Raw genomic sequence first — 25591 nt, 5'->3', positions numbered from 1 at the left:
GTCACTGACTCAAAGTACCGTCAGTCTCTGACACAGCTTGATGTCAGGAACTGACGAAAAGAGCCACCATGGAACAGCGCTTCACCGGCAGGACGGTCGTCGTCACCGGCGCCAGCTCCGGCATCGGCGACGGCATCGCGCGGCGGTTCGCCGCCGAAGGGGCCAACCTCGTCCTCGCCGCGCGGCGCAAGGACCGGCTGGAGGCCCTCGCGGCCGAGATCGGTACCCACCGCGCCCTCCCGGTCGCCACCGACGTCACCAGCCAGGACGCCGTACAAGCGATGATCGACGCCGGCGCGGCCCGGTTCGGCGGCATCGACGTCCTGGTTTCCAACGCCGGCGTCGGCCTCGGCAAGGAGTTCGCGGAGACGACGCCGGCGGACTGGCGGCTGGTCATGAGCACCGACGTCGACAGCTGCTTCTTCGGCGCGCAGGCGGCGCTGCCGTACCTGAAGGAGAGTCGCGGCAGCATCGTCCAGATCGCCTCCGCCTCCGGCCTCGGCGGCGACCGCCGGCTCACCGCCTACAACGCGGCCAAGGGCGCGGTCGTGAACTTCACCCGCGGGCTCGCCTTCGACCTCGGCCAGTTCGGCATCCGGGTGAACACCGTCGCCCCGTCACTGACCGGACCGGAAGAGCTGGCGACGACGCACGCCGACATGATCGAACGCTTCAACCAGCGCCGGGCGCTCGCCGGCTTCAGCACCCCAGCCGACGTCGCCGCCGCGGTCAGCTTCCTGGCCTCGGAAGACGCCCGTTTCATCACCGGCACGATCCTGCCCGTCGACGGCGGCATCACCGCCGGCAGCGGCCAGCCCTCCCTCTTCTGAAAGGACCTCCCATGCCTGGAACCAACGACGCGCTCGACCCTGAACTCGCCGCCGCGTTCGCCGAAATGCCCAAGGCCGCGAACGGCACCCTGCTCGAACTCTCCGACATCCCGGGCCTGCGCGCGCAATACCGCGCGGCACGCGCGCACCTGCCCGCGACCCCGCCGGACCCCCGGGTCACGATCGAAACCGTCCACATTCCCCGGGACGACCGGACCGCACTCGAGGTGGTCCTGTACCGCCCGGCCGACGCCGAGCACACCCTCCCGGCGCTGGTCTGGTTCCACGCCGGCGCCCAGGTCCTCGGCGACGACGCCCGCGACGACGACGCTTACCACACCGCCCTGGCCCTGGACCTCGACTGCGTCCTGGCCGCCGTCGTCTACCGGCTCGCCCCGGAGACCCCGGCTCCCGGCGCCGCCGAGGACGGTTACCTGGCCTACACCCACCTCGCCGAGCACGCCGCCGAGCACCGGATCGACCCGCACCGGATCGGACTCGCCGGCGCCAGCGGCGGCGGAGCGCCCGCCGCGGCCACCGCACTCATGGTGCGCGACCGGCAGGCTCCGCGGCCGTGCTCGCTGTCCCTGCTCTACCCGATGCTCGACGACCGCCTCGAGACGCCGTCGAGCTCCGAGACCATCGCCGAGGTCGTCTTCGCCCGCCCGGACATCCGGCTCGCCTGGGCCGCGGTCCTGGGCGACCGGTTCGGCACGGACGACGTGCACCCGTACTCCGCGCCCGGCCGGGCCACCGACCTCACCGACCTGCCGGACACCTTCGTCGCCGTCGCCCAGTTCGACCTGCTGCGGGACGAGGGCATCGACTTCGCCCGCCGGCTGATCACCGCCGGCGTGCCGGTCGACCTGCATCTCTACGCCCGCGCGTTCCACGCCTGGGACCGCTTCGCGGCCGCGTCGACCCTGACCCGCTCGTTCGAGCAGACCTGGCACACCTTCCTCCGCCGCCACCTACACGGCTGAGTCGCCACGGGCTGAGCCTTGCCCTCAATGGTGCGGCGGGTGATGTAGCACGGGCTCGGGGGCAGGAGGCCACGCGGGCGAGGGCGACGAGGTAGAAGAGCGTGGTCGGCTCGGCGATCGCCGCCGCGAGCACTTCAACGCACGGCGGAAAGGAATGCTCGCGTCCGGCTGTGTCGCGGGTTGGCGATGACCTGGTCGGCCGGCCCTTCTTCGACGACCTGACCGTTGTCGAAGAACAGGACGCGGTCGGCGACCTCACGGGCGAACCCGATCTCGTGGGTTACGACGATCATCGTCATGCCCGACGCAGCGAGGTCGCGCATGACCGTGAGCACCTCGCCGACAAGTTCCGGGTCGAGAGCCGACGTGGGTTCGTCGAACAGGAGAAGTTTCGGCCGCATGCACAGCGCACGAGCGATCGCGACGCGTTGCTGCTGGCCGCCGGACAGCTGACGGGGATAGGCGCCCGCCTTGTCCGCGAGGCCAACGCGATCGAGCAGCTCCAGCGCGCGTTCGGTGGCCGATTCCTTCTTCTCTCGCAACGCCCGACGTGGCGCTTCGATGAGGTTCTGCAAAACGGTCATGTGCGGGAAAAGGTTGAAATGCTGGAAGACCATGCCGATCTCGGTCCGTCGCTTGCATATCTCCTTGTCGCTCAGCTCATGGAGCCTGCCGCCGCGCTGGGCGTACCCGACGACCTTGCCGTCGACCCAGATGCGTCCGCCGTCGACGCGCTCGAGGTGGTTGATGCAGCGCAGGAAGGTGCTCTTGCCGGAGCCGGACGGCCCGATGAGACAGACGACTTCGCCTTCTGCCACATCGAGGGTGATACCGCGTAGGACCTCGAGGCGTCCGAACGACTTGCGGACCCGTTCGGCCCGGACCATGGGTGATGCGGACGTTTCCGCCGATCTCACCTGGACGGTGGTGTCGCTGCTCATGCGGTCCTCTCCGCGATGCCCGGCGCATGTGTCCTGAAGAAGGTCCGTACCCGTTGCAGTGGTGTCGGCGGCAGGTTGCGGTTGCCTCGCGCGAAGCGCCGCTCGATGTAGAACTGAATGACCGTGAGGATCGTCGTGACGACGAGGTACCAGATGCTCGCGACGATGAGCAGTGGGATCGTCTGGAAACTCCGCGAGTAGATGAGCTGCGCCGAATAGAGCAGGTCCGGGACGGCCAGGACGCTGACCAGCGAGGTCATCTTGAGCATCCCGATGGTCTCGTTGCCGGTAGGCGGCACGATGACGCGCATGGCCTGCGGCAGGATGACGCGCCGCATCGTCTGCATTCTCGTCAGGCCCAGCGCGGCGGCCGCCTCCGACTGTCCCTGCTCCACGGACAGGATGCCCGCTCGCACGATCTCGGACATGTATGCCGCCTCGTTGAGGCCCAGTCCGAGGATCGCGGCGGTGGTCGGTGTGATGAGCTGGTTGGCGTTGAGCGCGATCCCGGGCAGCCCAAAGGTGATCTTCGGATAGAGCGCGGCGAGGTTGTACCAGAACAGGAGCTGGACGAGCAGGGGCGTACCGCGGAACAGCGTGATGTAGCCGAAGGCGATCCCGTTGACGACGGGGTTGTTAGAGAGCCGTAGCACCGCGAGGACGAGACCGAGAACGACACCGATCAGCATGCACACGATGGTCAACTTGATCGTGATCCACAGGCCACCGCCGATGGACACGTCCCGAAGGTAAGCGCCGACGACGTTCCACTGGAACCTCGGATTCGTGAAGACCGACTTCAGCGCCAGCGCCAGCAAAGCGAGGAGAATCACGGCGACGATGAGGCGGCCGATGTGCCGACGCGGAACGACGGTCAGCTCGTCGTCGGCGAACGTCCCGGCCGTGGATGGGGCGGCCGGGTCCCGAGCCGCATCCGCCGTCGATGCTTCGGGCGCCTTTTCCATGCTTCTCGCCGTCCTCTGTTCACCGGTCAATCTCGGCCCATCACACAATGATGAGGACATCGACACGCATGACCGCTGTCGGCTTCACCAAAGTTCCGCCGAAACTCTGGTCTACGCCTCAATGACCTGAAGGGGTCGGCTCACGACCCTTGGCACCATGCCCGCTTCCGTCCGCCCCGAGGTCGTCGAACTCGCCGGCCATGAGGAACATGTCGCCGCCACTCGGCTGCTCGCCGACATCTGGGGGACCACCCCGGAATCGTCCCCCATCCCATCCGACCTGTTGGCGTCCATCGCGCATGCCGGCGGCTGCGTCCTGGGAGCGTTCACGGCGGGCGGCGACCTCGCCGGGGTCACCGTCGGCGTCGCCGGCGGGCCCGGGGTGGATTCGATCTATTCGCTCATCGCCGCGGTCAGCTCCACCGAGGCGGGCAAAGGCATCGGGAGTGCTCTGAAGTTCGGGCAGCGTGACTGGGCGCTCGCGCGGAGCGCGAACCGCATCCTATGGACGTTCGACCCGCTTATCCGGCGCAACGCGCACTTCAACCTGAACAAGCTGGGCGCACGGGTCACCGAATACATCCCCGACTACTACCCCCCGATGCACGACGCCATCAACCGAGGGGATCGACCGGACCGCTTCTACGCCGAGTGGCGCCTCGACGAGGCTCCACCCGCGCAGGAGATTCAGGATGCGGAAGCCGCCACCCCACCCGCTCTTGAGCAGGGTGCGCACGGCGCCCCGTCGATTCCGGCGTTTCCCGCATCCAAGACGGTCCGGGTCTGGATTCCTCCGGACATCGAGGCGATGCGCCGAGCCGACGCCGACCTCGCGCTCCAGTGGCGACTCGCGGCCCGCCAGGTGTTCGAACACGCGTTCACGCTGGGATACCGCCCGACCCGCCTCGGCTCAGACGGCGCCTATCGGCTGACCAGAACAGGTGAATGACATGCCTCGCGTGACGCTTGAGATCCGCACGCTCGCCATGCCGCTCGTGCGGCCGTTCCGGACGTCGAAGAGCGTGGACGAGACACGGCACGTCATGGTGTTGCGCTGGTCCGAGGACGGCGTCGACGGCTGGTCGGAATCGGCCGCCGACCCAGAGCCGACGTACTTCCCCGAGTACATCGCGAGCGTCCGTACAACGCTCCTGGAGGTGATCGTACCGGCGATGGAGAGCAGCCCGCCGCCGCCCTCGGGAACGACGGTCGGCTGGCTCCGATCCGTCCTGAAGGACGTACCCGGCAACCCGATCGCCAAGGCGTTCGTCGAGTCGGCCCTGCTCGATGCCCAACTGCGCCGACATGGCATGCCGCTGGTGGACTTCCTGGGCGCAGCCGCGGGCCGCATCCCCGTCGGCGTCTCCGTCGGCATCCCTGATTCCATCGACGAACTGATCGATTGGGTCGGCGGCTACCTCAGGGACGGCTACTCCCGGATCAAACTCAAGATCCAGCCAGGATGGGACCTCGAGCCGGTCCGCGCCGTACGGGCGACGTTCGGGGACGACCTGCCGCTGCAGGTGGACGCCAACCAGGCGTACGAGCCGAGCGATATCCCCCACCTGCGCCGCCTCGACGAGTTCAACCTGCTCCTCCTGGAGCAGCCGTTCGGCCGCGACCGTCTTCTCGCGCACCAGGCCCTCGCCGCCGCCTCGACGACGCCTATCTGCCTGGATGAGTCGATCAGTGGGGTACATGACACGGTGGTCGCGATCCGCCTGGGCGCGGTGAATGTCGTGAACATCAAGCCGAGCCGGGTGGGTGGATACCTGAACTCGCGGGCGATCCACGACGTCTGTCAGGCCAACGGCATACCCGTCTTCTGCGGAGGCACCCTCGAGACCGCCGTGGGACGCGCGGCCAACCTCGCCCTGGCCGGCCTGCCCGGCTTCACCCTTCCCGGCGACATATCGGCGACAAGCCGCTACTACGCCAAGGACATCGCCGGCTCGTTCGAACTCGAGGACGGATGCCTCGCCGTGCCCACCGGGCCAGGCACGGGTGTCGATGTGGATCTCGACATCGTCGAGGAACTCACCATCGACAGGCGCACCGTGTCACTCGGCCTCTGAACCACATGCGAGTAACGCATGCACGTCCATCAGGGAGATCGATGAAAAGAACATCGCACATGGCCGCTGCTCTCGCGGCAGCGGTGACGCTCGCCTTCGGCGCCGGGTGCACCAACGCATCCGAGACCAACTCGACGGCGAAGGCCAAGCCCAGCTTCTCCGCCCAGGCGGCCGACAAGACGCTGAGCGCGATGGTGCCGGCCAAGATCAGGACGGCCGGCACGATCCGGGTCGCCACCGACGCGACGTACCCACCGTTCGAGTCGGTGGCCAAGGACAACAAGACGATCGAAGGGGCTGACATCGATCTCATCAACGAGATCGCCTCGTTGCTCGGCCTGAGGGCCGGGCTGCAGAACGCCAGCTTCGACGCCATCGTCCCGGGAATAGCCGCGGGAAAGTTCGACGTCGCCGTCTCCGGCATCCTTGACCGACCGTCACGCCGGGAGCACATCGACTTCGTCGACTACGCGATGAACAGCACGATGTTCTTCGTCAAGGCCGAGAACAAGGGCAAGTTCCCGACCTGGGCGAATACCTGCGGTTACTCGATAGCGGTACAGACCGGTACATCGATGGCCGACGACGCTCAAGCCGTCACCAAGAAGTGCACCGCCGCCGGAAAGCGAGCCATCAAGATCAACAACTTCCGCACCCAGGACGAGGTGGTCCTGGCCGTGCAGAGCGGTCGGGCCGACGTCGGGGTGTCGACCGGCGGTTCCACGGCGGCGATCGTCAAGCAGACCGGCCCCCTCTTCGTCACCAGCGCCCCTCCGGACGCACCCACCAAGCCCGGTGCGCTCGGCATCGCCGTCCAGAAGTCCGACCCCGAACTCGTCAAGGCCGTTCAGGCTGCGCTGAAGAAGCTCATCGAGAACGGCACTTATGACCGAATCATGGACACATGGGGCCTCAAGGACTGCTGTAGCAACAAAAGCGCCAAGATCAACGGCGGTACCTGATCGAGCACCCGGAGAACGGCACCGGTCAGATCGACCGTTGGTCGGCCGACCGGTGCCGATCCCACAGCAACCGTAGCTGCAGCCACATCACCTGACGCAATCGCGGATCACTCGCGTCAAAGCCGAACTTCTCCTTGATACGGGCGAGCCGGTACCGGTGGGAGTTCTCGTGAATCCCCAGCTGCTTGGCCGCGGCGCGGGCATCGCCGAAGTGATCGAAGTGAGCCAGCAATGTCGCCGCATACGCCGTCTGATGCCGCTCGTCGTACCCGAGAAGGTCCCGGACGTCCTGGACGAGACGATCGGCGTCCGCAACGCCCGAACGCCGAATCTCCTCGAGAATGACCAGGTGGCGCTGCTCATCGACGTCGATGACAGCGTGTTGTGAGCCCTGCATCGCCTTCAGGGCCGTGGAGATGTCCCGCCGCGCCCTGATCACCTGATCGGTCTCGTTGATCGCGGTGACGAAGGCACAACCCAGCCTCCCGCCGTTGCTCGAGTTGGCCGACCTGATGACGTCCTCGGCGAGCCGCCTGAGCCGGGCCGACGAGCACCCGGCCGCCCTGGGCACCAGAGCGAAGATCGCGTCCTCCACCCGGGCGCAGGCCGCCTCGGGCGAAATACGCTCGACATTGAGCCGGATGATCTGGGTGATGCGCTGCTCATCGAGGTCAGGGGCGTCGGTCAGCGGACCGAAACCCATGATCGCCAGGGGTAGCCGATCGCGCAGCGTGCTCGTCTGGTCCGATCCGGTGGCGCCGAGCTGCGCCGCGAGCTGCTCGGATCGGTGCCGCCGGGCCGCGTCCTCGCGGAACCCCGCCGACATGATCGCCAACGCGACGGCGGGAGCGGCCATCTCCAGCGCTGCGACGGCGCGGCTCGTGGAACCGGGTTCGCCGTCATCAATGGCCCAGATCGAGCCGAGAAGGCGGCCGCCGATCCGCACGGGGACCACGACACGCGCCAGTTCGTGATCTGCCTGCGATGGGAACCAGACGTGGCGCTCGGCGCGGGCGACCGCGAGGTATTCGGCGTCGTACTCCGGAATCGCCTGCACCTTGCGGTCAAGAATCGAGTCTTGGCGTACGGCATCGATGGCCTGTCCCTCGATGCTCGAATACGCGAGAACCCGGCGTTCGAGGTCCTCGATGGTGACCGCCGCGCCGGCGATCGACGCGATGGCGTTCGCCATGCCGAACAGGTCGTCGGTCGCTTCGAAACCGGCGCGCCGCACCGTCGTGGCGCACGAGGCGATCGCGCCTGCCAGCAGGGCCTCCACGACGCTCCACGGAAGCTCGTCATGCGCGACGAGCATGACGAGACCCGCTCGTCGTGCCGTCTCAACGATCCCGGTGAGGTCCTGCCCGCGTCGTTTCATGACGGCCGCGACGTAACCGGCCTCGCCCGCGTCCATGAGGAGCGAGCCGAGTTGGGGGTGCATCACGGACGCCCCGACGAGCAGCAGCACTCCGCCCACGGCGGAAGGAAGCTCTTCGAGAGGGTCCCAGACCACGCAGTCGCAGACGGTTTGGTCGGTGACCGCCGTGCCGGGCGCCACGACGACGGCCTCCCGATCGATCGACTCGAGGACCCCGGCCAAGGGGGCAACAGGTCCGATGAGCTGCGAGTATTCCACTCGCAGAAGTGTACGAGGGGGTCATTCTTCTCACTGGGGTCGCAGTCTCCGTCCGCGCCGGACCCCGAGCCACCGCCCTGACCGTACGACGAGGCGCCCCTCCTGCATGACCCACTCGACGCCGGCGACAGGCCGGTCAGGCGTCGCGTAGTCGCCCGGATGGCTGATCGTCAGTGGGTCGAAGCACACCAGGTCCGCGACCGCACCGGGAGCGATGACGCCCCGGTCGGGAACGCCGAAGACCGCCGCCGGCAAGGAGGTCATGCGGCGCACCGCCTCGGCCAGGTCCACGATCTGCCGCTCACGGACGAACCGGCTGATCGCGGTCGGGAAGGTGCCGAAGAGCCGTGGGTGCGGCTTGCCACCCGAACCCGGCGCCAGCCCGTCCGACCCCACCGAGGTGAACGGCGAACGGAAGGCGTCGTCGAGGTCCTGGTCGGCCATGGAGAACTCGACCATCGTGACACGCAGCCGCTCGGCGACCAGCACGTGCACCAAGGCGTCGAACGGCTCAAGCCCGAGCTCCTCTGCCACCTGGCGGAGGGTCATGCCCTCGTAGTCGTGTGATGCCGTCGAGGCGATGAGGATGCCGTCGTACCCGCCCGCGTCGCGGATCGGGTTCTCCCAGTCCTGCGCCTGCGGCGACTCGAGGAAGCGGCGGGCGCGAGCCAGCACCTGCCGATCCTCCAGCCGGGCGAGCAGTTTCGTGTCGCCGCCATCGTGCATCCACGGCGGTAGGCAGGCCGCCAGGATCGTCGAGGCGGCGGTGTAGGGATAAATGTCCTGGGTCACAGCCACGCCGTCGTCCCGGGCCGCGTCGAGATACGCGATCGCCTGTGGAATCGCCCCGTGGTTGGCCTGACCGGTCACCTTGAGGTGGGAGATCTGGAGCCGGCACCCGGCCGCGCGCGCGAGCTGGACCGATTCGGTCAGACTGGCCGACAGGTCGAAGCTCTCGTTGCGCATGTGCGTCGCGTAGACCCGGTCCGGGCCGAGGACCCGTGCCACCTGTACCAGTTCCTCGGCGTCGGCATAGACGCCGGGGGCGTAGAACAGGCCGGTGGACATCCCGAACGCCCCGGCCTCCAACGCGTCCTGAAGGATCACCCGCATCCGGTCGATGTCCGCGGGCTCGGCGGCACGCGCCCCCGGCCCCATCGCGGCCACCCGCAGGGCTCCGTGCCCGACCAGCGGGCAGACGTTCACCACGGTGCCGCGGTCGTCGACCACCGCATAGAACTCCGGGACGCTTCCCCACGTCACCTCGTCGATGGGAAACAGCTTCCGCAGCGCGGACGTGGCCTCACGCGCCGATTCCCCTGCCGGAATCGGAGCGAGCGAGAAGCCACAGTTGCCGGTGACCTCCGTCGTCACGCCTTGCTTGATCTTGGTCAGATCGTCTTCGGCCAGCAGCGGGGCGTTGTCGGCGTGGGAGTGAACATCGATGAACCCGGGACTGACCACAAGCCCCTGGGCGTCCAGGACGGCTCCGGAGTCCAGCACGACACTTCCGGGTGCGGCGAGGCCCCGGATGCGCCCCGCATCGACGACGATGTCCGCCTCCGCACTTGGCGCACCGGTGCCGTCGACAACCTCCGCGCCTCGAATCACGAACGGCGCCGAGCCGTCGACCTCCCAATCCCGCACGGCCATGAGACCTCGCTTCCCGCAGACCGACTCGACAACCGGACGCGGCCATTCTCGTGCCGGCGCCCGCTCCCGCCCCGGGGCCCGAGACCAAACGATCGCCGATGTTTTGGTGAGATCCACAGGCCGGGGTCCGACCTGGGCGGTGCAGACATCGGTTGCCGCCCGGCTCTGCGATCAGCCGTGCTCAGCGAAGGCTGCGGTGATGGTCTCTCGATCGGCGCCGTCGGCCAGCAGGAGACGGAGGAGGATCCGGGCCTTGTAGGGGTCGAGGAGGCCACCATTGATGAGTCCGCGGCGTTGCAGATCGGTCTCTGAGCCGATGGCGCCATAGGTGCGGCGCAGCACGGATCCGCTGCCGGTGCGTGACGTGAGCACGACCGGCATGCGTTCGGCCAAGACTTCCAGAAAATCGACGAGTTTGGCCGGGACGTGACCGACACCGAAGCCGGCGATGATCAGCCCCTGGCTCGCCTCGGCGACGGCGGCGAGGGTGCCGGCGTCGTCGTCGAGGGTGACTGTGTGCAGTGCGACCCGGATGTCGTCCAGTGCTTCGGTCCGCGGGTCCAGCGCCTGGTGCCGTGCGGGGGTGGTGAGTATTCGGGTGTCGCCCTCGATGACGTGGCCGATCGGGCCGGTATTGGGGGAGGCGAAGGTGGCGGTGCTCGTACTGTGAGTTTTGCGCACCCAGCGGGCGGCGTGGATCTCGTCGTTGAAGACGACCAGCGCACCCAGGCCACGGGCGGCGGGCGCGGCGGCGGTGCGGGCGGCCGCGAGCACGTTCGCCGGCCCGTCGGGTCCCGCGAGTGTCGGGTTGCGCATGGCGCCGGTCAACACGAACGGCTCAACGTGCGGCCAGACCAGGTCAACGAGGAAAGCGGTCTCTTCCAGGGTGTCGGTCCCCTGGGTGACCAACACCCCACAGGCTCCCGCCCGCACCGCCTGTGACGCGGATTCCACCAAGGCCAGGACCTGCGTGAAGGTCAGATTCGCGCTGGGAACCGCGTCGACGTCGTGGATGTCCAACGGCACTCCGAGTTCGGCAAGCCCGGGTACGGCCGCGGTCAGATCTGCCCCGTTCAACCGGGTGACCACCGGCCCCGCCTTGCCGCCATGTGCATGGCCGGCCATCGATATCGTGCCGCCCAGCGTGAACAAGGCAACACCCATTCTCGAACCTCCCGACCGCCTGCAGGACGACGGCCTGACCGCGTCACTCCTCGGCGAGGCCACCGGGAGCAGATCATAGGGCTCAAAGCCACGCTTTCGCCGACCCGATCTGAACGAACGCCCAGGCCCGCCCCCACCACCTGAGCACTACCACCGCCGTGGGAACGCAGCAGCGGAGCAGGCCAGCCGGCGCAGTCGCCGGTTGAGATAGCGCTGCTCCGGCAGGCTCGTCGTCACCTGCGCGGCCCGCCGGTAATTCTCGGCCGCGGCCTCCACATCGCCGTTCCGCTCCAGCAGATGGGCACGTACGGCGTACAGCCGGTGATGCCGCTGCATCGCGGGATCGGTCAGCAGCGGATCGAGCAGGGCCAAGCCGACCGCCGGGCCGTGGGCCATCGCAACGGCGACGGCATGGTTGAGCGTCACGGTCGGGGCAGGAGCGACTCGGCTCAGCATGTCGTAGAGAACGCTGATCTGCATCCAGTCGGTGGCCTGGTAGGTCGGTGCCTCCGCGTGGACCGCGGCGATCGCCGCCTGGATCTGGTAACGGCCGACGTGCCCCCGCGGCAGCGTCTCCTCCAACAGCGCGACACCCTCGGCGATCAGACCGCGCCGCCAGCGGGAGCGGTCCTGCTCGGCCAACGGCACCAGATCACCGGCAGAGTCGGTCCGCGCCGGCAGCCGCGCGTGCGTCAGCAGCATCAGCGCCAGTGCGCCGGTCACCTCGTCATGGTCGGGCAGTTCGACGTGCACCTGACGGGTGAGCCGGATCGCCTCCTCGGCGAGCTCGACGTCGACCAGTGTCTCGCCGGAGGTACGCGTGTAGCCCTCCGTGAACACCAGGTGGCAGACGTCGAGCACGGCTGCGACCCGGGCCGGTAGTTCCTCTTCCGACGGCATCGCGAACCGTGCGCCTGCGCCACGCAGCGTCGCGCGGGCGCGGCTGAGGCGCTGGGTCATCGTGCGGGCCGGTACCAGATACGCGGCCGCGATCTGCTCCACGCTCAACCCGGCCACCGCTCGCAGGCTGAGCGCCACCTGCGACGGCCTGCTCAGCGCAGGATGACAGCACAGGAAGAGCAGGCGGGTCGTGTCGTCGACCTCGGTTCCGGGAACCTCGTCCGCTCCAGGCGCCACGCCGGCGTCATCCGGCCGTCGTGCCAGGTCCAGCGCCTCGCGGCGGGCGCGGGCCGACTCGGTCCGCGCCCGGTCGATCAGGCGCCGCGACGCGACCCGGATCAGCCACGCCCTCGGATTGTCCGGAACCCCGTCGACGGGCCACTGGGAAGCAGCGGCCTCCGCGGCTTCCTGGGCCGCGTCCTCGCAGTCGCCGAGGTCGCCGTACCTCCGCAGAAGCGCGCCGAGGACGTGTGGCGCCTCCCGACGCCACACGTCCGCGAGTATCCGCTGCACCATACGATCCGCCTGAGATCGCTACTGGTCGTCGCCGCCCGGCCACATCCCCGACCGCAGTTCCACCGTCTCTCCGGGGCCGGCGAACTTCGCGGCGACCGCTTCTGCGCGAGCCCGGTCCTCCACGTCGATGAGGAAGAACCCGGCCAGATGCTCCTTGGCCTCCGAGTATGGGCCGTCGCTCGCCAGTGGGGAGCCGTCCTGCCACCGGTACAGCCGTGCCGCCACAGGGTCGCCGAGCGCCTCGCCGCCGATCAGTTCGCCGTTGGCCCGCAGTTCGGACATCACCTGCTCGAATTCGGCGTTCAGCCGCTTACGCACATCGTCGGGCAGTCCCTGGTGAGCAGCAAGGTAGTCGCTGGTGGGGTGCCCCCACGGCTGCGGATTGGAGTGGATGAGGATCACATACTTCATGGCTGTCAGCTCTCGTCTCGTGCGACGGCCGCTCCGTCGCTCGACTGGGACGTCGGTGCGGACTCGCCGATGTCGACACTATCCAGGACTTCGACCGACGCGGTGGGAGTCGCCGGCGCTGCTCGGGCACGGGGCTGGTGGGCCAGGCGCCATGAGGGCGCGACACACCTGCCGGGCTTGGAGCATCGGCTCGGTGCGATGTAGGCCCACGGCGCGTGAGGATGACTTCCACATCGTTCATTTGCGCAGCGGCGACGGGCGCAATCTTCACAGAATCCCCACAGATCGTCCGCGTGATCTCCGCGACGGGCTTCTAGTGTCGCGGTCATGCAACGGATCCTTGTGGTCGAGGACGAGCCCACGATCGCCCAGGCGGTCGCCGCCCGCCTGGGCGCCGAAGGCTTTGAGGTGCGGGTGGTGGCCGACGGCCCGGCCGCGGTCGGGGAGTTTCGGGCGTATGGCCCCGATCTGGTGCTCCTCGATCTCATGCTGCCGGGCTTGGACGGGCTAGAAGTCTGCCGTCGCATCCAGGCCGAACGGCCGGTCCCGGTCCTGATGCTGACCGCGCGGGATGATGAGACCGATCTGCTCGTCGGGCTGGCGGTGGGAGCCGACGATTATCTGACCAAGCCCTTCAGCATGCGCGAGTTGACGGCTCGGGTCCGGACGCTGCTGCGCCGGGTGGAACACGCCGCCGCGCTGGCGGCGGCGGCGCCCGTCCGGGATGTCGTACGGCTCGGTCCGCTGGAGATCGACCGGGCCGCCCGCAAGGTCGCGGTGGACGGGGTCCCCGTGCACCTCACGCCCACCGAGTACGCACTGCTCGACAGCCTGGCCCGTACACCGGGGACCGTGCTGACCCGGGCGGTCCTGCTCGAACAGGTGTGGGACTGGGCCGACGGCTCCGGCACCCGGGTGGTCGACAGCCACATCAAGGCGCTGCGCCGCAAACTCGGCGCGGACCTCATCCGTACCGTCCACAGCGTCGGCTACGCCTTGGAGACCACTCCATGAATCTCCTCCGGCGGTTGTGGACGGCGTTGCCCCGGCCCCTGGACCCGATGCGGTCCATCAAGATCAAGCTCGGCCTTCTGGCCGTCTGCAACGCCTGCGTCGGTGGGCTGATGATGGTGTGGGGGTACGGCCTGGGGTTCCGGGGCCGAATCACGCTGCCCGTCGCGCTGCTGATCTCCGTCTTGGTGACCCAGATACTGGCACACGGTATGACCTCGCCGTTGCGCGAGATGACGGCCGCGGCCCGGGCGATGGCGCGTGGCGACTACCGCCGCCGGGTGCGGGCGACCTCTCGGGACGAGGTCGGCGAGCTGGGCCGGGCCTTCAACCGGATGGCCGCCGATCTCGCCGAGGTGGAACAACATCGCCGGGAATTCGTCGCGAACGTGTCCCATGAGCTTCGCACTCCCATCACCGCCCTGCGGGCGGTCCTGGAGAACGTCGCGGACGGCATCACCCCTGCCACCTCGGAGGTGATCGAAGGAGCCCTGGCGCAGACCGAACGCCTTGGCCGTCTGGTCACCCAGCTACTGGACCTGTCCCGTGTCGAGGCCGGCGCGGTCTCTCTGGACCTGGCGTGCTTCGAGATCGGCCCGTTCCTCGAGGCCGCCGTCGCGGATGCCAAGGTCGCCCATCCCGATCCGGTCTTCACGGTACGGGCCGAATCCGGTCTCACCGTCCGCGCGGACCGCGACCGCCTGCACCAGGTCGTCGCCAACCTGCTCGACAACGCGGCCCGGCACAGCCCGCCCGGTGGCGCGGTCACGGTGACCGCCAAGCCGCAGGCCGACACGCTTCTCCTCCACGTACGGGACGAGGGCCCCGGTATCCCGGCCGAAGAACGGGGACAGGTCTTCGAACGCTTCTCCCGAGGCTCCGCCTCGCAGGTCGGTTCCCCTGGGGGCGGAACCGGCCTGGGACTCGCCATCGCCCGCTGGGCGGTGGACCTGCACGGCGGACAGATCGCCGTGGCCGACTCCCCGACCGGCTGCTTCATCCGCGTCGTACTTCCGCAACCTCCCGGAGGACCGTCATGACCGATCTCCCGCAGTCCCCCGGGCCAGGTTCCTCCTCCGCGTCGCCCCCGTGGAAACAGCCCGACCCTGCCCACGCCGGCCCGGTTCCGTCCAAGGTGGCCTGGTCCGATCCGGCCGCGATGGCCCGGGCACCGCGAAACCGGCCACTGCTGGTGGAGTGGCCCAAGGCACCACGGCCGGTCTCTCCGGCGACGGCGGCCGGGGCTGCGGTGGCGGGGACGCTGGCCGCGATGTGCTTCCCCGGACGACCGGGCCTGAACGTGCTGATCGTAGGGGTGGCCACGCTGGCCACGCTGTTCCCGGTAGCTCGCCGTAGCCGCACGTCGCTGGTGTTCGGCGCGCTCGCGGTCGCGCTGCTGGCGCTGCCCGCTCTGGTGGATGCCGGCTGGGTGACCGCCCTGGCGATCGCGCTGGCCGTGCCGCTCGGCTCGTACGCCCTTACCGGCGGTCGCTCCTGGATCGATCTGCTCGGCGGGGGGTTCGCACTCCTGCTGGCCGCCCCGCACTCGGTGCCCTGGGCGGGTCGCGGCCTGGCCGGGCTCGCGGGAGCCGGGAGGCGGCCGACCCGGCGAATGGTCCGCTCCATCCTCATCGCCGGCACGCTGCTCGGGGTGTTCGGCTCGCTGTTCGCGACTGCGGACGTCGCGTTCAGCCGGGCCATCAGCGGGCTGATTCCCAATCTTTCGGTGGGGCCGCTGCTCCTGCGCGTCCTCATCTTCGGCTGTATCACCGCCGTCGTCCTGACCGGAGCATTCCTCGCCGTCGCCCCGCCACGGTTCAACCGGCTGCCCGCGGCCTCCCATGTAGGCCGTGCTCCCTGGGTCCTCCCGATCGCCGCGCTCGACCTGCTGTTTCTCGGCTTCGTCGCGGTCCAGGCCGACGTGCTGCTGGCCCCCGACAAGGACCGCCTGCTGCGCTCCACCGGCCTGTCGTACGCGGAGTACGCGAGGCAGGGCTTTTGGCAGCTTCTGATCGTCACCGGCCTGGTCCTGATGGTCGTGGCCGTCGCCGTCAGATACGCCCCGATGAAGAACCGGGCGGACCGCACCACCGTCCGCACAGTCCTCGGCCTGCTGTGCATGCTGACTTTGGTGATCGTCGCGGTGGCACTGCGCCGGCTGTACCTCTACGAGGAGGCGTACGGCTGGACCAGGCTGCGACTGTGGGTGCACGCCTTCGAGCTCTGGATGGGCCTGGTCATCGTGCTCATCGCCATCGCCGGCATCTACCTCAGGGCGGCCTGGCTGCCCCGTGCGATCGCTACGAGCGGTGCCGTCGGCCTGCTGGCCCTGGGCCTGCTCAACCCGGATGGTTTCATCGCCGCCCGCGACGTACACCATTTCCGACACACCGGCAGAGCCGACCTCGCCTACCTGTCCGGCCTGTCCGCCGACGCGGCCCCCGCCCTTGACCGCCTGCCCGAACCACAGCGCTCCTGCGCCTTGCACCACCTCGCTGACGCCCTTCAGCACGGCGACTCATGGACCGGCCTCAACCTGTCCCGTGCACAGGCCCGCGCCCTGCTCCGGCGCCACCCGATCCAGCGGTCACTCACGTGCTGACCAGCCGACCGGCCCGCCAGCTAGCGCTGCCGCCACAATCGGGCAGAAACAACGAACGGCGCTGCTCCCCACCGCTCTCACGAGCCGTGAACGAACAACGCCGTCGAACGGATGTGGCCCTCCTCCGACAACAACCCGTGGGGGCGGAGCCCCTCACATCGGGGGTTCCAGGGGGCCGCCCCCTGGGCCAACATGAAGCGACGACCCGGCCCGCAAGGGCACAGGTCACCGGAGTCGCGTGGACCTAACTACCGCTTACTCGAACAGGTCGCGGCCCTGCGGTCGAATCTTGGCCGCCCGTCGACCGGTGGAAGTGGATACCGGTCGGGTCGCGGAGTTGACCGGTCGATATCCCAGCGATTGCGGTGACGACACCGTGGTCTCCGCCGATGCTGACGGGCCGTGGCTCACGCGGATGCGGCCGCAGGTCGCCTTGGCGTTGGCCGGCGTTTCCGGCGAGCGGTTGGCCGAGGATGAGCTTATGGACGGGTAGGTAGCCCTCTGGCATGTCCGGCTACGGGACCTGGCAAGGTCGGCAAGGTCGAACGGTCCGGACATCTACTGCTGCTCTTCGCCGTCGTCGACGAGCATCCAGAAGATCTGATCTCGGACATCGGGTGGCAGCCGCCGATCGACCCAGTTCCGAGACACCACGGCGTGCCCGTTGTTGTACGTGATCGCCCAGTCGGCCTGGAACCGCAGAGACCGTGCCGCCTTAGTCCTGATCTCGGCGTCCGGCCAATCAGCCATGGCGGCCAGCGCGCCCTCTACACGCTGATCAATGCGGTCCAGGACAGCGTAGTCGGGTAGGCCGGGAAATCTTTGGGCGTGCAGGTCGATGTGTCTGAACCCAACATCGATCAAGTTCGCGCCCGTGAAGTCGTTACCGGTGAAGGCGTTGCGGTCTCGGCCGAGCGCCGACGTGTGTTTTGTGGGTGTACCCCAGAAGTTCGCGTGTTGAATCTTGCCGCGGAACCTGCACTCGACGAACTGTGCCGTATTTGTATGGATCAAGTCGCGCAGGCGGGCGCCGTCAAATATGCAGCGCTCGAATCGGACGTTGCCAAAAAAGGCCTGCGGGGGTATCCGAGTGCGAGCGAAGACGCACTCTCGGTACACTGTCATCGGCCAGGTCAGTTGGTCCCACCGCCCATCCGCGGCAGTGGCGCCGAAGCTGACGTTGTCGAACACGGCCCGGGAAAAGTCGCAGCGCTCGAACACGGAGTCGTGCGCCGCAAAGCGGAAAAGCCTCAGCCCGGAGAAGTCGACGTCGACCATCCGGGCACGAGTGAAGCTGACATCGAGGTCACCGTCCGGCGCCTCGAAGCACCCACCGTTCAACTCGCCCCGGGCCAGCCAGTACCGGCGCAGACCCATCTGAGCCGCGTCCATTCGGAACGCTCCGCTCACGCCACGCCGCCCCCCAAAACCACCTGCCGGTCAGAACCGTACCGCGACTCGCGGCGCATGGCTCGTGGGCCAGCGCTTTCAATAGCTCTTCTAGTGCGCAGGAGCCGCACCACACCGCGACGGCTGCCTCACCGAGGCAACGCCGACCACGAACTACAGAAACACAATAACGGCGCTGCTCCCCACCGCCCTCAAGAGCCGTGGACAACAACGTCGTCAAACGAATGTGGCCCTCCTCCGACAACAACCCGCGGGGGGCTGTGGGGGGCGGAGCCCCTCACATCGGGGGATTGGGGGGTCGTCCCCCAAGGGGCACCAGTGGACCTAACTGTCGCTTACTCAAACACAAACGACCAGGTCGCAGCGCTGCTCTCAGGACTCGATAGGCGATTCGCGGACGAAAGTCGGTGACAGCCGCTCCAAACTTGACGGCTGGACCGGGCGCGCGGTCTGCTGCATGAGAGTACGGCGTTCGCCAGAAAGGCCCCGGGTATCTCGATGGGAGTCCGCGCACGCCGGGGCGTCACAGGGCGCGGGCAGACTCGGCGCATGCCGAAGGGAACCCTGCTGGCGGAAAGCCTGCGAATCGGCGCCGCCCTGGATGTCGCGGGTCTGCGAGTGACGCGACCGACTCGTCGCGATGTGTCAGCCTCGGTTTCGGCCGCCCAAGCCGTCCGTCTGGCCGTTCCTGGGCTTCGAGCCGACGACCTAGCCGACCCGCTCGCACAATCGCCGGCGGACACACTGCTCGACGACGGCGGCTGGTACACCGACTTCACCGTCGGCGACGTCCACATGGTCGTGTTCGCCGACAAGATCTTCCGCTATCGCCGATGCGACCAGAGCGGCAGGGCCACCGCCGCTGATTACGGCAGGACAGTCGGCGTGCCGGACCATCGACTGGACTGGACCGACTGACGCCGCTGTGCGGCAAGAGCGTGCGTCGCGATGTTCTGCGTCAGCATATGTTGACGGAACCCAACGACGTCAGCATATGCTGACGCCATGTCGACGATCGCCGAACTTGACCGCGCCGCACACGGCAGCGACCCCGATGTCGCACTGCAGGCGGTGGCCCGTCTTCGCCGCCTCGTGGAACAGCTGGAGACCGAGCAGGTCGTGGCCGCGCGCCGAGCCGGCTGGTCCTGGCAGGACATCGCCGCCCGGCTGGGCGTCACCAAACAGACCGTGCACCGCAAGCACCGCCGCCACGAGGAGTTCTGATGTTCCAAGGTGATCATCCCGACCTGCGCCGTACATTGGGCCGTGGCCTGGCCATGGCTCGCGACCTCGGCCATCCCCGTACCGGCAGTGAGCATTTGCTGCTCGCCCTGAGCGCGGCGAATGGCACCGTCAGCGCCGCACTCGGTCGGCACGGCGCGACCGAGGCGGCCGTCCTCGACGCGGCGCACCAGGCAGCGCCCCTGGGCGCCGGCGCCGCCGCCGACCGCGACATCTTGACCCGGCTCGGCGTCGACGCCGACCGCTTCCTGTCACGTCTGAGTCCAGCGGTTCTGGATCTGCCGGTCGCACGCGAACCGCTGCTACCTCTCGCCGCGGCCAGGGCGCGCCGGCGGTGCTCCCGCGTGACTCCGCCGCTCGGTCTTGACGCTCAGGCGGCCTACGAAGCATCACTCCGGCTCGCCCTCGCACGCCGAGATCGCCAACACCGGCCGGAACATCTCGCACTCACCCTCATCGCGCTCGATCCCGGCGCGGCATGGGTACTCGCCGCCGTAGGCGTCGATACCCCGGCGCTCCTCACCGACCTCGCGGACGCCTTTCCCCCGCCGAAACGCAACCTGCTGCTGCGCGCCGAACGCCGGCTCGGTCGGCAATCGCGCCATCATGGCCTGGTCCGGCGCTATCAGCACACGACAGGCCGCACCGTCACCTCCGGCGGCGCGATCGCCACACTCATCGCCGGCTGACACCACGCGAGTGGGGCGCTGGGACGATCGCTTATCGGCCGGAGCGCTTTTCCACTGGAGATCAGCGTCCGGCACGCGGTCAGCTCAGTCGAGACAGAACTCGCTGCCCTCGATGTCCTGCACCACGAGACACGACTCGTTGAAGCCATCGGCAAGCAGCGGTCGCGCGCGCACCGCGCCCTGCGCGACCAGTCAGGCGCATTCGGCCTCAAGCGCGGCCAGTCGCTCTTCACCCACGCGCCCCGTGCCGACCCGCACGCAAAGATGCACCCGATTCTTGACCACCTTGCCCTCGGGAACGCGCTGGAAGAACAGCCGCGGACCAGCCTGAGGGATCAACACATGCGAACGTCGAACCCTGACGTCCACCATAAAGACGGGCTCTTCGCCGTCATCGTCTTGGCGTCCGCTCATCGGCAGAAGAGGATGCTAGCGGCCGAGGTGGGCCCGCGGTCCCACCATGCGGATCCACCGGGTCGCGAAATCACCCGCCGGGGAAACAACAACGGCGCCCCCCTCCATCGCTCCTCTGAACAATCCAGGCAACGCCGCTGATGCCTGCCTTCCCTCCGACCCCAGCCCCGCAGGGGCTGTGAGGGGGAGCCCCTCACATCAGAGGTTCCAGGGGGTCGCCCACCTGGGCAGAAACGACGAAGGACCAGCGGGAAAGGCGACAAAGTCGCCGACCACACCGGTCCCAGGTCCGCAGTGGACCTAACTACCGCTTACTCGTGAACACAAACGACCAGGTCACAGCGCTACGATCGATGCTCGACTCGCTTGCCTATCAAGAACCAGCGCCGTGAGGCACCCGGTGGTCACGAGGAACGACCCGATTCTGTCCCCATGATGGCCCGCCGCTCCCGGTGAACAGGACCTTCGACGAGCTCATGTTCGTCGGTATCGCCACACTGGGCTGCTGCGCCTAGGGCTCAGGTACGTCGCGGGTCCGTCTGGCACGGCCGCCGGGTACCGGCACTACTTCCGCGGCACCTGCTTGCAGCTCTGCAGGAAGAAGTCCTCACCGTTCGGGTACGTGTTGCCCAGCACTTTACCGCCCTCAAGGATATCTTCGCAGGTCAGCTTGGCGGGCATCGCGCCGATTATCGTAGGGAAGCTCTTCACCGTCACGTCGTTGCTGTGGCTGCCGGTTTCCGGGCGTACGAGTCCAGCCCCTGGGAACACCTGTCCGGCGCGAAAGGCACGCCCCCGCAGCCGCTGAACGGCGTACCACCGCAGGCAGCCGACCGTTTCCGTGACACCGCACGGCCGGGCTCCCTGTTGTCCGCTAGTGCCCCCAGCGGGATGAGTAGCGAGCGGTCGCATCTATGGAGACGAACCATAGAGTCGCCGATAACTCTTGTACGCGGAATCTTATATAGTCATTACTCGTTCTTGGCGGCAAGATCGCTCCGCCGGATCGCCTTACTAACCGATCACTGGACTGATCCGCTGAACCGCTCTCCAGCGGATTGAGTGAGCACGGGCGATTGGGTGGAACGACTGACGCGATCCGAGTCCAACATCCCTCGAGAAGGAAGACGCAGATGCGACTACGCAAAGCAGCCGTGAGTGCCGGGCTCGCCATCCTGGCGGTCAGCGGACTGAGTACGACCGCCCAGGCGGCCGCCCCGCAGATCGGCGGCTCCTCGGAATTCGTGCCGGGTCCACCGTGGATACTGGTCGATAACTATACGAGCCGTTTCGAGTGTGTGGATGCGGGCCAGCAATACGAGCGCGAGGGCTGGCAATACTACTGCTATGACCAGGCTTTTACTGTACAACTCTGGATCAAATAGCTCAGGCATCGAGCGCTGTGAACGGGTCACGCACGTAATAAAGGTTCCCGGTCCAGGCGGATTGGCCCTCGGCCACGAACCCGTCTCGGCCGCATGAGTGAGGGGCGAGGCCGCGCGGCCTCGCCCCTCACTGGTGCGCACCTGGGCGCCGACCCCGCTTGGTGGGCCGAAATCCAGTCCATACGGCAAAATGATCTTCACCCGCCCACTCGTCACCCTCGATCCCACCATGTGAGAACTCAATCAGCCTGGCTGCTGCTCAACTACTCGGGCCGGTTATCGGTGTGCACAGATGAGCGCGTCGAATCACATCACCGATGGACGCCTTGTGACGTCACGGGGCAGGTCGGTCTGCGGCCGCGGCCGCGGCGATCTGCTGGGAGGTCAGGGTGGTCGCGGCGTGGTCAACCGGAGTCCGGAAACCGGCGAGCAGGTAGGTGACGTGCCGACGCCAGGCGTCCGAGGCGATCTCACCGCTGGTGGAGATGATGCCACGCAAGGCCCAGACCGCGGCCGCGATGTCGCCGACCGTCACCTCGCCGCTGACACCACCCTCCTGGGCCTTGGCCAGCAGCCGCGTGGTCAACTCCTCCAGTTCCCCAACGAGCGGTGCGGGCGCGAGATCGCCCCACATTCCGTGCATGAAGCCGCGGTTGGCGGCCAACCCCCAGCCGACGGTGTGGAGGTAGACGTCCAGGCAGGTCGCCGCCGGTTCGGCGTAGGCCTGGTGGGCGAGGTCGATCAGACGGGTGAAGAACGCGGACAGGACCTCGCGGACGAGGGCGTCTTTGTTGCCAAAACGCCGGTAGAGGGTGGCCGGGCCCACTCCGGCGGCGCGGGCGATGTCCTCGAGACTGACGCTTGTCCCTCGTTCGGCGAAGACACGTTCGGCCGCGGCCAGCAATCGGGCACGGTTCTCGGCGGCGTCGCGGCGCAGTCCCTCGCCGGCCGGCTGCTGCGAGCCTGCCGGCGGCGTCGGTGAACGAGGCAATGGACTCTCCTTTCCAGCGACCTGGATCAGTGGTTGATGCCCAAGAGGGTGGTCACCGAGCGTACGGTGTCGCAGGTTTCCAGGGTTTCCACCGCGGCCACCAGCGCGTCGGCGTGCTCACCGGTGATCAGCCCGCGGGTGTTCTCGCGAAACTTGCTTTCGATGTCGGCTGCGGTGGCCGGGTGGCTGGGGTGGCCTCGGAAGCCCGCTTGGTAGTGGCTGAGCGCGGTGCCGTCACGCAGGATGATGTCGACCTTGGCGCTGAAAGCAGGGTCACCGTCGGGGATCGGCATCGCGTAGGGCTCCACCAGGTCCCCGACCGCGAGAATCTCCGGGTCGGCCCAGCGGGCCGCATCGAGGTAGTCGGCGGGGTCGTTGTGGCCGGTGACGAACTGCAGGCCGGTACCGAACGCGAGGCTGAACTGCGCGGAGATCGCGTCGGTGGGCCGGGTGATCGCGGCGCCGTGGCCGACGGCGAAGTCGACGAGCCCGACGCGAATCTTCTCGATGTCGGCAGGCTTGATGTCGTGCGTCTCGCGCAGGTGCCTTACGGCATCCAGTGGGGCGTGCACGGTGCCCACGGCCGGGTAAAACCGGAAAATCGTGTCGAGCACGTGCCAGCGGTCCCACGCTGCGTCCAGCGCCGCGACGGACGTAGTACCGCCGAAGAGCCGGAAGATCCCACGGTGACCTTCGAAAATGGTCGGCGGTCCGGTAAGCCCGAGCCGCGCCAGCTCGGCGGCCTCCAGCCCCGACCGCGACGCCGACCCGGCGTGCAGGCGCTTGACCTCCCCGCCGCTCTGGTCGTACTCCATGGTCCCGCCGGCATCGCTGGCGGCGATCCCGAACGCGTTGACGATCTCGGGCGCGCTCAGCTTGAGCACCACCCCGGCTGCCGCGGCGGCACCGAAGACACCGAGCACCTTGGAACCGTGCCAACCGGTGGTGACCATTCCTGCGGTCACCGCGCCGAGCAGCGCCATCACCTGGATCCCGGCCGCGACGGCGGCGATCACCTCACTCCCGGACGCGCCGTCGCGTTCGGCGAGCGCGAGCGCGGCGGGAACGACCGCCGACGCCGTGTGCCAGCCCAACGCGTGGGCGTCGTCGTACTCGCAGCTATGGCCGAGCGTGCCGTTCACCCACGCGGCCCGCGAGACCGTCGTCAGCGCACCGGAGTGCGCCAAAGTCGCCTCCGGCATGCCGCCCTGACCCTCGGCCAGCCGCAGCACCGGCTGCACGTTCGGCAGGCTCGCGCCGAGCAACTGCACGCCGAGCTGGTCCAAGATCACCAGTTTCGTACGCTCGACCACCTCCGCAGGCAGATCATCGAACCGCAGGGCGGTCACCCAATCTGCGATCCGCTCGGCGACGGTGGTCGAGGTGTGCCCGGAACCGGTGCCGGTGTCGATCATAAGAACTCTCTCCGCCGTCAGAGCCACCGTTGCACGGCAACCAAACCACTAGCCGATAGTCTCACTATCAATTGATAGTGAGACTATCACTTGCTCGTCCGGTCGTGCGCACGCTGTGCAGCCGGCCGCCCACTCGGAGACCTACCGGGGTCTCTTTCGGCGCCCGCGGTCCGCGACCTGTCCGGTCGACACTCCTGCCCGATCGTGGGAGCTGTGACGCGAAAGGCAGGCGGCTCTGCTGCCCTGCTTCCGCATTGTTGGTGGGCATGCCGGGGCCTGGTCGCCGGCGGAACGCCCGTCGTCCGACCGTTCGCTGGTCGGGCCTGAAGATAAATCCGGGAGGTGCCGGCATTCGAGGACGCGGGGCGCCGAGCCGCTGGAAATGCACTGGAGCCTCATCCTGTGGAATCCCCGGTTCGCACTGGGAGGACTCGCGCTGATCACGGCAACCCGCCGAGAGGTGCGGATGCAACGGCTAAAAACAAAACAACGGCGCCACTCAAAAGGCCATCAAAGCCTTTGAGTAACGCCGCTGAACAAAAGCATAAAGCCGACCACCGAGACGGCTCAGCCAAATGGACGCGGGCGCGTCCCAGCGCTCGCCCGGTGGCGTCGGCCAATGCCGCGGCGGCGTTCGGGACGTGTGGGTGGCGCGCCAGGCGATCACGTGGTCGGTGCAGGAATTCTTCGGAGTCTCTGAGTCTCTTGTGCCGTGTGCCGTGATCGTCTGCCCGCAGGAGCAGGCGGCTTTCGCAGTCGAACTGGCGAGCCATATCACTGTGTACAGCCTTCTCAAGCTGATCAAGACATCGATAGAGCCTGTGGCGGCACAAATCAGCCAGAAGGAAGCTGAACTCGCTGCCGCGACAACGGCCTGGCGTCGCGAACAGGGTCATCACCAAGCCATGACTGCCTACCGCGAGTGGCGCTAGCACAGGAACCGCCTCGCGCAGGAACTGGCGGAAGCCGCCGGTCGATGCGATCGCGAAGAGTCCGAGCTGTGCCGATGGATGGGTTCCCGGCTGCGCGACAACAATCCACTTGTCCCTGACGAGGACGCCCGTGCGCAGAGGCTGTTGGAACTGCTGCACGGCAGGCTCGGCAGCCTGCCAAGAAGGCAGCGACAGTCGCTGAATAGAAGGCTGCGGCGAACACTGGCCAAGCTGAACAGCGGCTATCCCGGTCAGCGTCCAGAGGTGATGGGGTTCGCGCTCGTTGATCCGGGCGAAGACGACATCCGACAAGCGGCATTGAGCGAGCGAGCCAGCCAAGAAACGGTGATGAAACTGAAAACCGAGCTGCACGAAATATACGGCGAACTTCGACTGGGCCCTGCGGTAGCGGCCGCCGCCGAACAGCTCGGCTTGCAGCCGGCCGACTCGCATGGTCTCCTGGA

At 67.9% G+C, this 25591-nt stretch carries 24 protein-coding genes; 12 read left to right on the top strand and 12 right to left on the bottom strand.

Annotated elements, in window-relative coordinates; genetic code table 11:
• Positions 1-68 precede the first annotated feature (68 nt).
• Together OG417_RS08045 and OG417_RS08040 are read left to right on the top strand one after the other, a co-directional pair.
• A complete protein-coding gene (locus tag OG417_RS08045) occupies positions 69-830 on the top strand; it encodes an SDR family NAD(P)-dependent oxidoreductase (protein ID WP_329251956.1) in 762 nt (253 codons plus the stop codon).
• 11 nt (positions 831-841) lie between these two features.
• Positions 842-1813, top strand: a complete 972-nt coding sequence (locus tag OG417_RS08040; protein ID WP_329251953.1) for an alpha/beta hydrolase fold domain-containing protein — start codon at positions 842-844, stop codon at positions 1811-1813.
• A gap of 134 nt (positions 1814-1947) precedes the next feature.
• Here OG417_RS08040 and OG417_RS08035 read toward each other — a convergent pair whose 3' ends face one another.
• Positions 1948-2754, bottom strand: coding sequence for an amino acid ABC transporter ATP-binding protein (locus OG417_RS08035; protein WP_329251950.1), 807 nt, complete (start codon positions 2752-2754; stop codon positions 1948-1950).
• Complete coding sequence (locus tag OG417_RS08030) at positions 2751-3719, bottom strand: amino acid ABC transporter permease (protein WP_329251947.1); 969 nt, start codon at positions 3717-3719, stop codon at positions 2751-2753. The genes OG417_RS08035 and OG417_RS08030 overlap by 4 nt, the downstream gene beginning before the upstream one ends.
• 157 nt (positions 3720-3876) lie before the next feature.
• Between OG417_RS08030 and OG417_RS08025 the strand changes: the two genes are divergently transcribed.
• The 3 genes from OG417_RS08025 to OG417_RS08015 are packed head-to-tail and all read left to right on the top strand — an operon-like array spanning position 3877 to position 6756.
• A complete protein-coding gene (locus tag OG417_RS08025; RefSeq protein ID WP_329251943.1) occupies positions 3877-4668 on the top strand; it encodes a GNAT family N-acetyltransferase in 792 nt (263 codons plus the stop codon).
• Position 4669: 1 nt separating this feature from the next.
• On the top strand, positions 4670-5794 hold the full coding sequence (gene menC, locus OG417_RS08020) for an o-succinylbenzoate synthase (protein ID WP_329251940.1): 1125 nt from the start codon (positions 4670-4672) through the stop codon (positions 5792-5794).
• A gap of 41 nt (positions 5795-5835) precedes the next feature.
• The gene (locus OG417_RS08015) at positions 5836-6756 is read left to right on the top strand and encodes an ABC transporter substrate-binding protein (protein WP_329251937.1); all 921 of its coding nucleotides are present in this window, start codon (positions 5836-5838) and stop codon (positions 6754-6756) included.
• Positions 6757-6781: 25 nt separating this feature from the next.
• On the opposite strand, the gene OG417_RS08010 is transcribed toward OG417_RS08015, so the two are convergent.
• The 5 genes from OG417_RS08010 to OG417_RS07990 all read right to left on the bottom strand — a co-directional run bounded on the left by OG417_RS08010 (position 6782) and on the right by OG417_RS07990 (position 13036).
• The gene (locus tag OG417_RS08010; protein ID WP_329251934.1) at positions 6782-8071 is read right to left on the bottom strand and encodes a PucR family transcriptional regulator; all 1290 of its coding nucleotides are present in this window, start codon (positions 8069-8071) and stop codon (positions 6782-6784) included.
• Positions 8072-8422: 351 nt separating this feature from the next.
• On the bottom strand, positions 8423-10045 hold the full coding sequence (locus tag OG417_RS08005) for an N-acyl-D-amino-acid deacylase family protein (protein ID WP_329251931.1): 1623 nt from the start codon (positions 10043-10045) through the stop codon (positions 8423-8425).
• Positions 10046-10216: 171 nt separating this feature from the next.
• A complete protein-coding gene (locus OG417_RS08000) occupies positions 10217-11209 on the bottom strand; it encodes an asparaginase (protein ID WP_329251929.1) in 993 nt (330 codons plus the stop codon).
• A 147-nt stretch (positions 11210-11356) separates the two neighbouring features.
• Positions 11357-12601: an RNA polymerase sigma factor gene (locus tag OG417_RS07995; RefSeq protein WP_329251926.1), complete on the bottom strand. Its 1245-nt coding sequence runs from the start codon at positions 12599-12601 to the stop codon at positions 11357-11359.
• Between the two features lie 42 nt (positions 12602-12643).
• Positions 12644-13036: a YciI family protein gene (locus OG417_RS07990; RefSeq protein ID WP_329251923.1), complete on the bottom strand. Its 393-nt coding sequence runs from the start codon at positions 13034-13036 to the stop codon at positions 12644-12646.
• A 327-nt stretch (positions 13037-13363) separates the two neighbouring features.
• Here OG417_RS07990 and OG417_RS07985 point away from each other — a divergent pair, with 327 nt between their 5' ends.
• From OG417_RS07985 to OG417_RS07975, 3 genes are read left to right on the top strand one after another with little or no spacing between them, the layout of a single operon-like run.
• Positions 13364-14050 (top strand): response regulator transcription factor, encoded by a 687-nt coding sequence (locus tag OG417_RS07985; protein WP_329251920.1) that lies wholly within the window; start codon positions 13364-13366, stop codon positions 14048-14050.
• Positions 14047-15087: a HAMP domain-containing sensor histidine kinase gene (locus OG417_RS07980; RefSeq protein ID WP_329251917.1), complete on the top strand. Its 1041-nt coding sequence runs from the start codon at positions 14047-14049 to the stop codon at positions 15085-15087. The genes OG417_RS07985 and OG417_RS07980 overlap by 4 nt, the downstream gene beginning before the upstream one ends.
• Positions 15084-16649: a DUF4153 domain-containing protein gene (locus OG417_RS07975; protein WP_329251914.1), complete on the top strand. Its 1566-nt coding sequence runs from the start codon at positions 15084-15086 to the stop codon at positions 16647-16649. The genes OG417_RS07980 and OG417_RS07975 overlap by 4 nt, the downstream gene beginning before the upstream one ends.
• Positions 16650-17207: 558 nt before the next feature.
• Here OG417_RS07975 and OG417_RS07970 read toward each other — a convergent pair.
• Positions 17208-18041, bottom strand: coding sequence for a pentapeptide repeat-containing protein (locus OG417_RS07970; protein ID WP_329251911.1), 834 nt, complete (start codon positions 18039-18041; stop codon positions 17208-17210).
• Between the two features lie 567 nt (positions 18042-18608).
• On the opposite strand from OG417_RS07970, the gene OG417_RS07965 reads away from it, so the two are divergent.
• The 3 genes from OG417_RS07965 (at position 18609) to OG417_RS07955 (ending at position 19990) form a co-directional block, all read left to right on the top strand.
• The gene (locus tag OG417_RS07965; protein WP_329251908.1) at positions 18609-18977 is read left to right on the top strand and encodes a hypothetical protein; all 369 of its coding nucleotides are present in this window, start codon (positions 18609-18611) and stop codon (positions 18975-18977) included.
• Positions 18978-19064: 87 nt separating this feature from the next.
• Positions 19065-19283, top strand: coding sequence for a helix-turn-helix domain-containing protein (locus tag OG417_RS07960; protein ID WP_329251905.1), 219 nt, complete (start codon positions 19065-19067; stop codon positions 19281-19283).
• 53 nt (positions 19284-19336) lie between these two features.
• Positions 19337-19990, top strand: a complete 654-nt coding sequence (locus tag OG417_RS07955; protein WP_329251902.1) for a Clp protease N-terminal domain-containing protein — start codon at positions 19337-19339, stop codon at positions 19988-19990.
• Between the two features lie 192 nt (positions 19991-20182).
• Here OG417_RS07955 and OG417_RS07950 read toward each other — a convergent pair whose 3' ends face one another.
• Positions 20183-20404 carry a VOC family protein gene (locus OG417_RS07950; protein WP_329251899.1) on the bottom strand — a complete coding sequence of 74 codons (222 nt, stop codon included), beginning with the start codon at positions 20402-20404 and terminating at the stop codon, positions 20183-20185.
• Positions 20405-21537: 1133 nt separating this feature from the next.
• Here OG417_RS07950 and OG417_RS07945 point away from each other — a divergent pair.
• Positions 21538-21789: a hypothetical protein gene (locus OG417_RS07945; RefSeq protein WP_329251896.1), complete on the top strand. Its 252-nt coding sequence runs from the start codon at positions 21538-21540 to the stop codon at positions 21787-21789.
• A gap of 334 nt (positions 21790-22123) precedes the next feature.
• On the opposite strand, the gene OG417_RS07940 is transcribed toward OG417_RS07945, so the two are convergent.
• The 3 genes from OG417_RS07940 to OG417_RS07930 form a co-directional block, all read right to left on the bottom strand.
• Positions 22124-22780 (bottom strand): TetR/AcrR family transcriptional regulator, encoded by a 657-nt coding sequence (locus OG417_RS07940; protein ID WP_329251893.1) that lies wholly within the window; start codon positions 22778-22780, stop codon positions 22124-22126.
• Positions 22781-22806: 26 nt separating this feature from the next.
• Complete coding sequence (locus tag OG417_RS07935) at positions 22807-24195, bottom strand: MmgE/PrpD family protein (protein ID WP_329251889.1); 1389 nt, start codon at positions 24193-24195, stop codon at positions 22807-22809.
• Between the two features lie 440 nt (positions 24196-24635).
• Positions 24636-25580 carry a hypothetical protein gene (locus OG417_RS07930; RefSeq protein WP_329251885.1) on the bottom strand — a complete coding sequence of 315 codons (945 nt, stop codon included), beginning with the start codon at positions 25578-25580 and terminating at the stop codon, positions 24636-24638.
• Positions 25581-25591 lie beyond the last annotated feature (11 nt).

Origin of the sequence: Actinoallomurus sp. NBC_01490 (assembly GCF_036227085.1) — a bacterium.
GTDB classification, from domain to species: domain Bacteria; phylum Actinomycetota; class Actinomycetes; order Streptosporangiales; family Streptosporangiaceae; genus Actinoallomurus; species Actinoallomurus oryzae.
The sequence above is the reverse complement of the archived record's forward strand: the minus strand, read 5'-3'. Positions and strand labels throughout refer to the sequence as shown.

What these genes read in the sequence shown, in the direction of transcription:
- OG417_RS08045 (WP_329251956.1), top strand. Translation starts at nt 69, where the DNA reads ATGGAACAGCGCTTCACCGGCAGGACGGTCGTCGTCACCGGCGCCAGC.
- OG417_RS08040 (WP_329251953.1), top strand. Translation starts at nt 842, where the DNA reads ATGCCTGGAACCAACGACGCGCTCGACCCTGAACTCGCCGCCGCGTTC.
- OG417_RS08035 (WP_329251950.1), bottom strand. Translation starts at nt 2,754, where the DNA reads ATGAGCAGCGACACCACCGTCCAGGTGAGATCGGCGGAAACGTCCGCA.
- OG417_RS08030 (WP_329251947.1), bottom strand. Translation starts at nt 3,719, where the DNA reads ATGGAAAAGGCGCCCGAAGCATCGACGGCGGATGCGGCTCGGGACCCG.
- OG417_RS08025 (WP_329251943.1), top strand. Translation starts at nt 3,877, where the DNA reads ATGCCCGCTTCCGTCCGCCCCGAGGTCGTCGAACTCGCCGGCCATGAG.
- menC (WP_329251940.1), top strand. Translation starts at nt 4,670, where the DNA reads ATGCCTCGCGTGACGCTTGAGATCCGCACGCTCGCCATGCCGCTCGTG.
- OG417_RS08015 (WP_329251937.1), top strand. Translation starts at nt 5,836, where the DNA reads ATGAAAAGAACATCGCACATGGCCGCTGCTCTCGCGGCAGCGGTGACG.
- OG417_RS08010 (WP_329251934.1), bottom strand. Translation starts at nt 8,071, where the DNA reads ATGCTCGTCGCGCATGACGAGCTTCCGTGGAGCGTCGTGGAGGCCCTG.
- OG417_RS08005 (WP_329251931.1), bottom strand. Translation starts at nt 10,045, where the DNA reads ATGGCCGTGCGGGATTGGGAGGTCGACGGCTCGGCGCCGTTCGTGATT.
- OG417_RS08000 (WP_329251929.1), bottom strand. Translation starts at nt 11,209, where the DNA reads ATGGGTGTTGCCTTGTTCACGCTGGGCGGCACGATATCGATGGCCGGC.
- OG417_RS07990 (WP_329251923.1), bottom strand. Translation starts at nt 13,036, where the DNA reads ATGAAGTATGTGATCCTCATCCACTCCAATCCGCAGCCGTGGGGGCAC.
- OG417_RS07985 (WP_329251920.1), top strand. Translation starts at nt 13,364, where the DNA reads ATGCAACGGATCCTTGTGGTCGAGGACGAGCCCACGATCGCCCAGGCG.
- OG417_RS07980 (WP_329251917.1), top strand. Translation starts at nt 14,047, where the DNA reads ATGAATCTCCTCCGGCGGTTGTGGACGGCGTTGCCCCGGCCCCTGGAC.
- OG417_RS07975 (WP_329251914.1), top strand. Translation starts at nt 15,084, where the DNA reads ATGACCGATCTCCCGCAGTCCCCCGGGCCAGGTTCCTCCTCCGCGTCG.
- OG417_RS07970 (WP_329251911.1), bottom strand. Translation starts at nt 18,041, where the DNA reads ATGGACGCGGCTCAGATGGGTCTGCGCCGGTACTGGCTGGCCCGGGGC.
- OG417_RS07965 (WP_329251908.1), top strand. Translation starts at nt 18,609, where the DNA reads ATGCCGAAGGGAACCCTGCTGGCGGAAAGCCTGCGAATCGGCGCCGCC.
- OG417_RS07960 (WP_329251905.1), top strand. Translation starts at nt 19,065, where the DNA reads ATGTCGACGATCGCCGAACTTGACCGCGCCGCACACGGCAGCGACCCC.
- OG417_RS07955 (WP_329251902.1), top strand. Translation starts at nt 19,337, where the DNA reads ATGGCTCGCGACCTCGGCCATCCCCGTACCGGCAGTGAGCATTTGCTG.
- OG417_RS07950 (WP_329251899.1), bottom strand. Translation starts at nt 20,404, where the DNA reads ATGAGCGGACGCCAAGACGATGACGGCGAAGAGCCCGTCTTTATGGTG.
- OG417_RS07945 (WP_329251896.1), top strand. Translation starts at nt 21,538, where the DNA reads ATGCGACTACGCAAAGCAGCCGTGAGTGCCGGGCTCGCCATCCTGGCG.
- OG417_RS07935 (WP_329251889.1), bottom strand. Translation starts at nt 24,195, where the DNA reads ATGATCGACACCGGCACCGGTTCCGGGCACACCTCGACCACCGTCGCC.
- OG417_RS07930 (WP_329251885.1), bottom strand. Translation starts at nt 25,580, where the DNA reads ATGCGAGTCGGCCGGCTGCAAGCCGAGCTGTTCGGCGGCGGCCGCTAC.